The following is a 12,011-nucleotide window of genomic DNA, read 5'->3' on the forward strand; positions in this document are numbered from 1 at the left end:
CACTCCTTCCTATTCATTGACAAGGTCAATTTTACCAACACGAAGTTTGTCATTAAATAGGAATAAAGATACAAAAACAGTACTTAATATGTAAATGATCAGAAGCATATCCTCGCTATTTTATTTTTCAAAGAAAAGCACCCCTTAACATTGTGCTCTCTTAAGACTTAGACTTAAGCAATTGTAGCTCTTGGTCCATAATATCTGCTGCTTCGTTAATAAATTGAATGATCAAGTCTAAATCTTCTCGTTTGTATTCGTTTGTGAGCTGTTTAGTTGATGCCGATAAAGATTGAAAGAGTTCCTTCACTTGTGATTTCCCAGCCGTTAATGGAACAATGATGACCCTTCGCTTGTCTTTTGGGTCCTTCTCCCTTTTGACGTAACCTGCTTTTTCTAACCGGTCAATGAGAGCGGTGACCGCACCTGAGCTGAGACCGGTTTTTTCACTTAATTCACCTGCTGTGAGTGGTCCAAGTTCGTTTAACAAATCTGCTGATTTGAGATCTGTTGGGAAAAGGCCGAGCGCTTGAGCGGCTGCTTGGTGAAATAGGACTGTTCGTGTAGCAAGGCGTCTCATCGTATGTATGATCTGGTCCGCTCGACCTTCTGCCTCGTTCTTTATTGACAACTTGTTCTCCTCCCTTTAAAATCAATTTATCTTGATCATCAAGATAAATGTTCTCTTACTTTATAATTAACTTGATCATAGCAAAAAAGTGAAGAGAACGTAAGCAGGAGGTAATGAAATGAATAACGTGGATCATAAAGGCAAGGCATCCACTCGCTTTGTTGTCATCGGGTTGCTGTTAGGGATTTTTATGGCAGCGATGGATAACACCATTGTCGCAACAGCAATGGGAAGCATCGTCGCCGATTTGGGCAGTTTTGATAAATTTGCTTGGGTGACTGCTTCTTACATGGTGGCAGTGATGGCCGGTATGCCGATTTATGGAAAGCTTTCAGATATGTATGGTCGAAAGCGTTTTTTTCTGTTTGGACTTATTTTCTTTTTAATTGGATCTGCGCTGTGCGGCATCGCACAAACAATGGATCAGCTTATTATTTACCGTGCGATTCAAGGACTTGGAGGCGGTGCTCTTCTTCCGATCGCTTTCACAATTATCTTTGATATCTTCCCGCCAGAAAAGCGCGGGAAAATGTCCGGTATGTTTGGTGCAGTTTTTGGTCTATCCAGTGTATTAGGCCCGCTGTTAGGAGCGATTATTACGGATTCGATCGGCTGGCATTGGGTGTTTTATATTAACGTACCAATCGGTATTGTCAGTGTGTTCTTGATCGCCAAATTTTATCAAGAATCGCTCGAGCATCGCAAGCAGAAAATTGACTGGTCAGGTGCCATTACACTTGTCGTTGCGGTTGTCAGTTTAATGTTCGCCCTTGAGCTTGGCGGTAAATCGTATGCATGGGATTCTGTTCAAATCTTAACACTATTTGCTGTGTTTGTTGTCTTCGGAACCATCTTCTTCATTGTTGAACGAAAGGCTGAAGAACCGATTATTTCTTTTTGGATGTTTAAAAATCGTTTGTTTGCGACATCTCAAATTTTGGCGTTTTTATATGGCGGGACGTTTATTATTCTAGCTGTCTTTATTCCTATCTTCGTCCAGGCAGTGTACGGTGAATCTGCAACAAGTGCTGGGTTCATTTTAACACCGATGATGATTGGGTCCGTGATTGGCAGTATGATTGGCGGAACGATGCAGACGAAAGTACCTTTTAGACGATTAATGACCATCTCTGTGATTTCATTTTTTGCTGGGATGCTGCTGCTTGCCAATATGTCGCCTGATACAGCAAGATTGTGGCTTACGCTCTTTATGATGATTTCAGGTTTTGGCGTTGGATTTAGCTTCTCCCTTCTACCATCTGCTTCAATGAATGATCTCTCTCCGCGCTACCGCGGCAGTGCTAATTCTACCAATTCATTCATGAGATCACTTGGGATGACTTTAGGCGTGACGATTTTTGGAACGATTCAAACCAATGTCCTGACAAATCGTTTAGCAGATGCTTTTAGCGGAATGAAAGGAGCTTCTTCTCAAGTTGGTGACCCACAAGCCATTTTCCAAGAGGGGGCACGCTCACAAATTCCGCCTGATATTTTAAATAAAGTGATTGATGCGATGTCACAAAGTATTACGTATGTATTTATGATTGCTTTATTCCCGATTGCACTTGCGGCGATTACGGTCGTATTTATGGGAAATGCACGAGTACGTACATCAAATGAAATGAAAGAAAGCGAATAATGTAAAAAAAGCAGAGCGATGCGGCTCTGCTTTTTTTCATCTTATTGATATAAAAGTTGGGCTTTTCCTTCACTGCCAACGATCTTTATTTTAGATGTGACCATGTCTTTGGCTGCTTGTTTTGCTTTTTGTAAATACATACGCGGATCTAAGCTTTCAGGTTCGTTTGAGAAATGATCACGAATCGCTTCAGAGTATGCATTTTTCAGTTCAGTGGACACATTGACCTTTGCCATACCGAGTGCGACACATCTTTTGACATCCTCATCTGGTACAGCTGAACCACCATGAAGGACAAGTGGCACTTCGACAAGCGCTGCAATTTGTTCAATGCGGTCAAAGTCGATATCCGGCACCCCTTTATAGATGCCGTGGGCCGTGCCGATCGCAGGTGCTAAAGTAGGTACACCAGTTTCTTCTACAAATTGACGGCACTCTGATGGAATGGCTTTTTCAGCATCTTTTTCATCCACGACAATATCATCTTCTACCCCGCCTACCTTGCCTAACTCGGCTTCCACATTCACTCCTACTTTTAAGGCGAGGTCCACCACTTCTTTTGTGCGGCGTACATTTTCTTCATATGAATGCATGGAAGCATCGATCATCACGGATGTATATCCTGCTCGTATACAAGTAAGAATCACATCAAAATCAGTGCAATGATCGAGATGAAGGCCGATTGGGATTTGGTATTGATCCGCTGCCGCCTTTACTGTATCTGCAATAGCTTTTGCACCAAGCGATTGGACCGTGCCAACCGTTGTTTGCAAAATGACAGGTGATTTTAATTCAGCTGCCGTTTCAAGTACCCAGTAAATACTATCAAAGGAATGTACATTGAAAGCGACAATTCCGTATTTTTCTTTTTTTGCTGCTTCAAGCATGGGTGTTGTGGAAAGTAAAGGCATAGTCAAACATCCTCTCTTGTCAAAATCTCTGTTTTTAATAAAGTGAGCATTTCTTCATTTGTTCTTGTTTCGAGCAGTTTTTGCCGTTTCGTTTCATCCATTAATCCTCGTGAAAGAGCAGAAAGTGCTTGTAAGTGAGTAGTTCCTGCTTCACTTTTTGGAATGAGTAAGGATAAGAAGAAAAAGCAAGGCTTCCCATCAAAAGCGTCCCATTCGATTCCGGTTTCTGTACGGACGATGACGAGTGCCGGTTTTGTGATGGCGTCTGACTGTGTATGCGGAATGGCAAATCCATCTTGAAAGCCGGTTGTACTCAGAGCTTCTCTTTCAGCTAGTCCTTTTTTGACTGCCTCAGGAGATGTACAAATCCCTGCTTCAGCGGCAATGTCAGCTATGGCTGCGAAAACGCCAGCCTGTGAAGAAGCCGTTTCATGTAGATTCATATAAATATGTTCCATCATTTCTCTTCCTCCCTATTAAACTGCGGGTTTGTCTATTTTCTTGCGGTAAAGTCCGTATAGAATCGCACCTACAAGTGATCCGATGAGTATGGAAAGCACCCACTGAAATGCCCCTGTGACGACTGGTAAGACAAGGAATCCACCATGCGGAGCAGGAACCTGTACGCCAAACAGATAGGTCAAAATGGCAGAGATGGCCGAGCCAAACATGATAATTGGCAGGACAACGACTGGGTTTTTTGCTGCAAATGGAATGGCTCCTTCGGTAATATGAGTCGCTCCGAGAATATAGTTGATCATCCCAGCATTTCGTTCTTGTGGTGTAAAATGTTTTCGGAAAATCGTTGTGGCAATCGCAATGATAAGCGGTGGTGTGATACATGCTGCTGACACCCCTGCCATGAAGTAAAGGTTACCTTCTGCGAGTAAAGCCGTTCCTGTGACATAGGCTGCTTTGTTAAAAGGTCCTCCCATATCAAATCCACACATGGCTCCAACAATTAAACCTAAAAGCAATGGATTTGTGGATTGAACTGATGAGAGAAAATCCATTAATGAATTATTTAGCCCTGTGATTGGAACTAATAGCGGGGTCATGACAGCCCCAATTAAGAAAATACCGATAACAGGATAGATGAAAATTGATTTTAATCCGTCAAGTGATGCTGGTAATTTTTGAAGCAGGAATTGAAGAAGTACGATGATATACCCTGCTGCAAAACCTGCGATAATACCACCTAAGAATCCAGCGCCTCCATCGTTTGCAAGCAAGCCACCGATAAATCCGACAACCATCCCTGGGCGTTTCGCGATTGAATCAGCGATAAATGCTGCTAAAATAGGCACCATTAAGCTAAAGCCGAGTCCGCCAATGTTTTTCAAGTAGGCAGCAAACGGATGATACGTTTCATGCTGAGGATCAGCTGAGTAAATACCGAATAGAAAAGATAAAGCAATTAAGACCCCGCCCCCAACAACAAATGGAAGCATGTGTGATACACCGTTCATTAAATGCTTATAGATGGTGTGTATCCACTTATTCGCTGACTTTTGTTGAGCTAATGAAGGCGCAGATGGTTTTTCTGTTCCAGAAGCTCTTCCTTTCACTTGATGAACGGGGGCTTCTCCATTGATAATGCCTTGAATCAGTTCATTTGGTGTGCGGATACCCTTTGCTACAGGCACTTCAATGAGTGGTTTGCCGTGAAAACGATCTGTATTCACATCTTTGTCCGCTGCAACAATAACGCCATCTGCTTCCAAAATGTCTTGATCAGTTAAAGCGTTTTCAATTCCTACTTGACCATGCGTTTCAACTTTGATGTCGACCCCTAATTGCTCAGCTGCGATTTTTAATGCCTCAGCTGCCATAAATGTATGCGCAATGCCTGTTGGACAGCCAGTGGCAGCGACAATTTTCTTGCGGCTCATGTGAACTCCCCCTTATATGTTCTGAATGTGTATTTGCTCAATTAATGAATCAATGTCATGTAAATCACTTAACCCTTTTGAAAAGGCGGTAGATGCCCCTGTTGCAATTCCGTAGCGTAAGCATTCTTCATGAGGTTGTCCTTCCAGCTGTTTACTTAGGAATGCAGCGAGCATGGCATCACCAGAACAAGCCGTGTTTACGACCGTTCCTATTGGTGCATTTCCTTTTAATACGGCTTCGTTTGTAAGGAATAGTGCACCTTCTCCTCCTCGGGAAATGAGTACTTGCTCTGCACCCATCTCGATCAGCTTTCGTCCTGATTCAACGAGTTCTGTTTCTGATAAACGGTGGGTTTTTCCAAAAAATGCGGCAATCTCTTCTTCATTTGGTTTTAGTAAATATGGTTTGTACTGAAGAGTCTCTAAAACCGCTTTAGAGCTTGTGTCTAAAATAAATTTCACGTTGTTTTGATGACAAATAGCGGCTATCTCTGAGAAAATGCTAGCAGGAACGCCTTTAGGCAGACTGCCTGACATAATGAAGATGCTGCCTTTTGGAATGGTCGAGATTTTTTCGCGAAAGGCATCAAGCGCTTTTGCCTCAATAGCAGGTCCTTGATTCACAAGCTTGTATTCTTCCGTTGTGTTAATAAATACATTAATGCGTGTAATCCCATCCACTGGGATAAAATCAGTTTGAATGGAGAGATCGTTTAACGATTGTTCAATATATGAACCTGAAAACCCAGCAATAAATCCTAATGCAGTGCTGGTGAAGCCATATTTCTTTAGCATAATGGACACATTAACACCTTTTCCATTCGGCTGATAATCCTCATCTTCCGTGCGGTTGACTGTATCTGCCCGCATTTCTTTTAAAGCAATATATAGGTCAATAGCAGGATTTAAGGTGCAGGTATAAATCAATTGGTTTCACCTTCTTTCTTTTCTCTAAAGAAAGTATCTCATACGATTCAGTGAAAATGTTTTCAGATTGTGTAAAGGTTTTCACGGTAAAAAGCCTCCCATCATAAAGTGTGGAAGGCTTTTTGAGTGTTTATTTCATCCGAATCACATAGGCGTCTAGTAAAATGCGGGCAATGACATGAAGCGACAGGCGGGACCTGACTTCGTAATCTGGGAAGAATGATTGTTCCCCTTTATATCCGACGAGTGTCATATCTGATATTTTACTTAATGTAGAATCGATTCTCGTTGTGACCGTAATGGTCGTGACCTGCTTCATACTGAGGTTTTGGCAGGCTTCCACTAGTTCTGACGTTTCTCCATTTAATGAAACAAAGATGGCAAGTTCGTTTTTATCAATGTCACGCGATTTGAGCCGAATGATATTCGGGTCGTCATGAACTTCACATGTTTTTCCGATGAGCTGCAATTTGATGGTCATCTCTTTGGCGATCATCTCTGAGAAGCCTCTGCCAAAAATATAAATTTTGTCCGCATCGTGGATTTTTTGAACTGCATCCTCAATTTGCCCAATACTCTGCAGTTGAATCGTCTTTAAGACCTCTTCTTCATTTTTTCGAATGGCTAGTTTGATGTCTTCGTCAATATTTTTTAGTTGATCACTATCATCTGTCATTTTCTTTTCTTGTTTCAATCGATATTTAAAGGATGTATAGCCATTGTATCCGATTTTCTTCATCAGTCTGACGATGGTCGCTGTCGACACGTTGGCTCTTTCACTTAATGTGACGATGGATAAGGTGGAGATATCCTCTAAATGCTGGTGAATATAATGCAGTAAATAACGTTCTGTTTCACTTAACGTTTGATACACATCACTTGGTATGTTAAATAATGGTTCATTCAATGCGATTCCCCCTTACTCATTTCATACTATAATTAAATGCCCTATGAAAACAAGGTGATTCTTTTATCCTGTATTTTTCATTAGAAAGCTGAATGAGTGAAATTTTGTTTTTAACATAAGCTAAGAAAAAGAACGGTTTGTGTGAAAGGAGTTGATCACTGTGCTTCAATTCTTGTTTTTTCTGATCCTTTTATATGTGGTGTATGTATTTTTGACCGCATTTGTCTTGTTTTATTTACCGTTTCAAAAAACATGTAAAGAACATTGCATCTATAAAGCCTCTTCCATCTCAGGAGACGACCAAGGCATAAATCAAGTCATGCTGCTTGATGATGGGTTTGAATCAGGTCAAGTGAGAGTTCAAATGATTCGCGAGGCTAAAAAGAACATTCGTTTGAGTTATTATTCCATTCAAAAAGGAAAAACCGCCGAATGGGTGCTTGGTGCTTTAATTGAAGCGGCTGATCGAGGAGTAAAAGTTCAGCTGTTGTTAGATGGCATTTGCCATAGCCTGCGTGGACCGCTGAAGCATTTGCGTTACGCTGTGGCGAATCACCCGAATATGGCCATTCGTTTTTATGAGCCTTTTCGTTTGTTCAAGCCATGGACGTGGCATAACCGCCTTCACGATAAGCTTCTTTTGGCAGATGGCAGGGTCGCTGTCATGGGCGGCAGAAATATTGGTGATAAATACTTTGCAGATCAGCCCCCGAAAGACTTTGCGTATGACCGAGATGTGCTACTGTACAACGCCAAAAGGGGAAAAGTATTAGATGAAATGGAGCAGTATTTCGTTTATTTGTGGAATCATGAGTTTACGAAAAGAACAAAAGATGTATTTTCCAAGGCAAAAGCGAAGAAAGGAAAAAAGCTAAGAAAACAGCTGCTAAGATCTTATCAGGAAGCCATTCGTACAAAAGAACCCTTTGTCACGTCCACATATGATTGGGCAAAAGACGCCATTCGTGCAAAACAGATTGCATTTTTCACAAATCCAGTGGAACGCTTAAATAAACGTCCGCTCGTCTTGAAAAAGTTAAACGATCTCGCACAGCGGTCAAAGCGTTCGGTTCTGATCCAGACGCCTTATGTCATACCGACACGGCCAATGAAAGACGGACTCACGCCATTACATATTCAAACGACGATCGTGACGAATTCTCTTACAGCGACACCAAACCCTTTAGCATTTGCAGGATATTTAAGCACGAAAAAGGAATTGATGAAAACGGGTGTTCATTTGTATGAATATCAAGGGCCGTATTCAATTCACGCCAAATCAATGGTCATTGATGATAACTTAAGTATTATTGGAACATATAATCTAGATGCAAGATCCAGCTTTTTAAATACTGAATCGATTTTGGTGATTGATAGTGCACCATTTGCGTTATCTCTTACGGAAGCAATCGAACGAAAAATCGCTTATAGTGTTCTCGTAGCGAAAGATCGAACAGAATATCAAGCAAGCGACTATGGACAGAAAAAAAGCCTTTCATGAAAAGGCTCAGATTGTAGAGAAACTCATGTTTTTCTACAATCTTTTTTATTTTCATCGTAATGATGATGGATGAGATTGAATGAAAAAGGCCTCCCACACACCTAACCTAGCTTCGCTAGATGTGTGGCAATCTTCTTCATGTTCTGACAGGCAGCTGTGAGAAGAACTTGCTCACTCACATTTTGTTTTCCCCTCAACCGGCAGTAGCGAAGCCCGTGCAGTTGTTTTGAATCTGCAAAGCTTCGCTCTATTTTTTCTTTTCTTTTTTTATATAGCTCTTTTCCAGAGACAGATAGACGATTTTGTCTGATCTTTTCTTTATGTTCTTCCCATATGTGTCTTGAGATGACTTTTTGATGATTTTTCGACCTTGTGCATCTTTCAAGGAAAGAACACGATGCACATTTTTTAGGATCTGATTTGTAGAATCGATAACCCTTTCGATCAGTTGTTGTATATAATAGCTTCTCACCATTTGGGCATATGTAATGATCATGTTCAGAGTCATACTTGAATTTCCACTTCTCAAATAAACCTCTTGTTGGATGAAAGCGTCTATGTGCGATGACACCAAAAATACGGCGATCTGATAAACCTTTACAGATTGGGGTCGTCAAATAACCAGAATCAAGGGCAACAGCTTCTACTTGAAAACCAAATCGTGCGATTTGGTGATCCAACCGATCAAGATACGGAACAGAATCATGGACATTACCGGGCGTGATGTGGGCATCCGTGATGATATTGTACTTCATATCCGTTGTACGGTGGTCTAGGTAGAAAAAGCCTTCCGGTTTGTTTTCACGATAAAGATAGCCACTTTCAGGATCAGTCGTACTTTGACGAATGTCTTTTTCCGTTTTCACCTCCTCTTTTACCTTTAAGGGCTTTTTTCCGTGTGCCACCCGATCTTCTTGGATCGCTTCTTCTAAATCATTTATATAGTTCTGGGTATCTTGTTCAATCGTTTTTCTCATATATTTATGTTTATTGGCATTGGCTTTAAGATGAGTTGAATCAGTAAAAAGAACGCGGCCTCCTACCATATCATGATTGATAGCTTGAAGCACGATCTCGTCGAAAACGTCTTGAAAAATCGTTGTATCTTTGAATCGAGTACGACGATTCCAGCTAATGGTCGAGTGATGAGGAACGGGGTCATTGATGTTCAAACCTAAAAACCATCTATACGCCATGTTATAGTAAATTTCTTTTTCAAGTTGTCTTTCAGAACGGATACCATACAGGTATCCGATGAACATCATTTTGAACAAAATGAGTGGATCAAGAGAAGGACGACCTTTATTCTCACTATAATATGGTTTTACTTTGTCTATGATAAATGAAAAATCAATGTATTGATCAATTTTACGAAGTAGGTGATCCTCTTCGACCAGTTGATCTAGTAATACAAATTCGGCTTCGTGCTGAGAAGAATTTCTAGTGTGGAACATGAGAAAAACACCTTCCTTTAGTATGCTTTTCTCTATTATAAAATGGGGTAGTGGAAAATTTAAGGGAAAAAATAAAGCTGTCGAGATTTTCTCGACAGCCTGAGGAAAACGGTGATCCGTTTTCCTTTTTTTGTGCCCTCTCCCCTATTCATCCGTGTTTTGTCATTAGAAATCTTAATCATGACAATCAATATTATATATTTTACTTAATGGCAAACTTTCGGTAAAGTTCAAATTGAACCTATATATATAATTCCTATCGAATTAATCTATGTTTATATTCCTTGTGAGGTGGATATTGTTGCAACTTCATGTATTGAACAGTCCGTTTAGCCAGGAGCAGGCAGAGTTACTCAATCAGCTGCTTCCGACTTTAACAGATCAGCAAAAAATTTGGCTTACTGGTTATTTATCAGCGCAGGCAGCGCTTGCCGGCTCAGAAGCTGTCACTCCGGCGCCTTCTGCCGCAGCATCTGCCCAGCCTGTGAGCAAAGATGTGACCGTGCTTTATGGGTCGCAAACAGGCAATTCCGAAGGGTTAGCAAAAAAGACAGCCCAGCATCTTGAAGAGAAAGGCTTTCAAGTGACGCTCTCTTCTATGTCCGATTTTAAACCGAATAATCTGAAAAAAATAAACAATTTACTGGTCATTGTCAGCACACATGGCGAAGGAGATCCGCCGGATAATGCCCTTTCGTTCCATGAATATGTTCACGGCAGACGTGCGCCAAAGCTCGATCATTTAAGCTTTTCTGTCCTTTCATTAGGTGACAGTTCATACGAATTCTTCTGTCAGACAGGAAAAGAATTTGACGAACGCTTCCTAGAGCTTGGCGGTACACGCCTGTTTGACCGAGTGGACTGTGACCTTGATTATGATGAGCCGTTTTCAGAATGGCTTCAAGGTGTTGCCTCTTCTTTGAGTGAAGGTGAAGCTGCATCACTGCCGCAAGAAACAGCGGGAGCCAACAATCAAGCCGTTTCTGAATATTCAAGAACGAATCCTTTTTATGCTGAAGTTCTTGAAAATATCAACTTAAATGGGCGTGGATCTAATAAAGAAACACGTCACTTAGAGCTTTCGCTTGAAGGATCAGGCCTCGTGTATGAGCCAGGTGACAGCCTTGGCATTTACCCGACAAATGATCCTGCGCTTGTCGACGAACTGATTCAAACATGCGGGTGGAATGCAGAAGAATCCGTCACCGTTCATAAAAATGGAGACACTCTTCCTTTAAAAGAAGCACTCACCTCGCATTTTGAGATCACGGTTTTAACAAAACCACTTCTTCAAAAGATCGCTGAACTGACAAAAAGCGAATCCTTGCATGCCCTTTTAGAAGAAGGAAACGAAGAAAAACTGAAAGAATATATCGCAGGCCGGGACTTAGTAGATGCGGCTCGTGATTTCGGTCCTTTTGAAGGAACCGCCGCAGATTTCACAGCCCTTTTAAGAAAAATCCCTGCACGCCTTTATTCCATTGCAAGCAGTCTCAAAGCAAATGACGAAGAGGTTCATTTGACGATAGGGGCTGTCAGATATGATGCGCACGGCAGAGAACGCCAAGGTGTCTGTTCGATTTTATGTGCAGAGCGCCTGCAGCCAGGTGATACGTTACCTGTTTATATTCAGCACAACCAAAACTTTAAGCTTCCTCAAGATCCAGATGCACCGATCATTATGGTAGGACCAGGCACAGGCATCGCCCCTTTCCGTTCATTTATGCAGGAACGTGAGGAACTGGGTGCAAACGGAAAGTCATGGTTATTCTTCGGTGATCAGCATTTTGTGACGGATTTCTTATACCAAACGGAATGGCAAAAGTGGTTAAAGGATGGCGTCTTAACGAAAATGGACGTGGCTTTTTCAAGAGATACTGAGGAAAAAGTATATGTCCAGCACCAAATGAAGAAACAAAGCAAAGAATTATTTGAATGGCTTGAGCAAGGTGCTTACGTGTATATTTGCGGAGATGAAAAGCATATGGCGCATGATGTTCACAATACCCTTCTATCCATCATTCAAGAAGAAGGTGCGATGAGCAAAGAAAAAGCAGAAAGCTATCTTGCCAACTTACAGCAGCAAAAACGCTATCAGCGTGACGTTTATTGATTTGATGCTTGAAAGAAAGGAGCTTTTACTTAC

General features: G+C 41.5%; 9 protein-coding genes and 1 pseudogene. 3 read left to right on the forward strand and 7 right to left on the reverse strand.

What is annotated here, in order from left to right; translation table 11 throughout:
• Window positions 1–160 precede the first annotated feature (160 nt).
• Window positions 161–580 carry a MarR family winged helix-turn-helix transcriptional regulator gene (locus M2353_RS09390; RefSeq protein ID WP_052472197.1) on the reverse strand — a complete coding sequence of 140 codons (420 nt, stop codon included), beginning with the start codon at window positions 578–580 and terminating at the stop codon, window positions 161–163.
• A gap of 169 nt (window positions 581–749) precedes the next feature.
• Here M2353_RS09390 and M2353_RS09395 point away from each other — a divergent pair.
• Window positions 750–2,271, forward strand: a pseudogene (locus tag M2353_RS09395) (MDR family MFS transporter); the annotation flags it as partial.
• Between the two features lie 43 nt (window positions 2,272–2,314).
• Here M2353_RS09395 and M2353_RS09400 read toward each other — a convergent pair.
• From M2353_RS09400 to M2353_RS09420, 5 genes are all read right to left on the reverse strand, one after another.
• A complete protein-coding gene (locus tag M2353_RS09400) occupies window positions 2,315–3,184 on the reverse strand; it encodes a class II fructose-bisphosphate aldolase (RefSeq protein ID WP_019744149.1) in 870 nt (289 codons plus the stop codon).
• Window positions 3,185–3,186: 2 nt separating this feature from the next.
• Window positions 3,187–3,645 carry a PTS sugar transporter subunit IIA gene (locus M2353_RS09405; protein WP_254001286.1) on the reverse strand — a complete coding sequence of 153 codons (459 nt, stop codon included), beginning with the start codon at window positions 3,643–3,645 and terminating at the stop codon, window positions 3,187–3,189.
• A gap of 15 nt (window positions 3,646–3,660) precedes the next feature.
• Window positions 3,661–5,076, reverse strand: coding sequence for a PTS fructose transporter subunit IIC (locus M2353_RS09410; protein WP_284725318.1), 1,416 nt, complete (start codon window positions 5,074–5,076; stop codon window positions 3,661–3,663).
• 12 nt (window positions 5,077–5,088) lie between these two features.
• Window positions 5,089–6,003 carry a 1-phosphofructokinase gene (pfkB, locus tag M2353_RS09415; protein ID WP_041092776.1) on the reverse strand — a complete coding sequence of 305 codons (915 nt, stop codon included), beginning with the start codon at window positions 6,001–6,003 and terminating at the stop codon, window positions 5,089–5,091.
• A gap of 130 nt (window positions 6,004–6,133) precedes the next feature.
• A complete protein-coding gene (locus M2353_RS09420; protein ID WP_007499235.1) occupies window positions 6,134–6,910 on the reverse strand; it encodes a MurR/RpiR family transcriptional regulator in 777 nt (258 codons plus the stop codon).
• A 160-nt stretch (window positions 6,911–7,070) separates the two neighbouring features.
• Between M2353_RS09420 and M2353_RS09425 the strand changes: the two genes are divergently transcribed.
• Window positions 7,071–8,411 carry a phospholipase D-like domain-containing protein gene (locus M2353_RS09425; RefSeq protein ID WP_284725319.1) on the forward strand — a complete coding sequence of 447 codons (1,341 nt, stop codon included), beginning with the start codon at window positions 7,071–7,073 and terminating at the stop codon, window positions 8,409–8,411.
• Window positions 8,412–8,512: 101 nt separating this feature from the next.
• Here M2353_RS09425 and M2353_RS09430 read toward each other — a convergent pair whose 3' ends face one another.
• Window positions 8,513–9,865: an IS1182 family transposase gene (locus tag M2353_RS09430; protein WP_284725320.1), complete on the reverse strand. Its 1,353-nt coding sequence runs from the start codon at window positions 9,863–9,865 to the stop codon at window positions 8,513–8,515.
• Window positions 9,866–10,166: 301 nt separating this feature from the next.
• Here M2353_RS09430 and M2353_RS09435 point away from each other — a divergent pair, with 301 nt between their 5' ends.
• A complete protein-coding gene (locus M2353_RS09435) occupies window positions 10,167–11,978 on the forward strand; it encodes an assimilatory sulfite reductase (NADPH) flavoprotein subunit (protein ID WP_284725321.1) in 1,812 nt (603 codons plus the stop codon).
• Window positions 11,979–12,011 lie beyond the last annotated feature (33 nt).

The sequence above is a fragment of the Bacillus aerius genome (assembly GCF_029894105.1).
Lineage (GTDB): Bacteria > Bacillota > Bacilli > Bacillales > Bacillaceae > Bacillus > Bacillus altitudinis.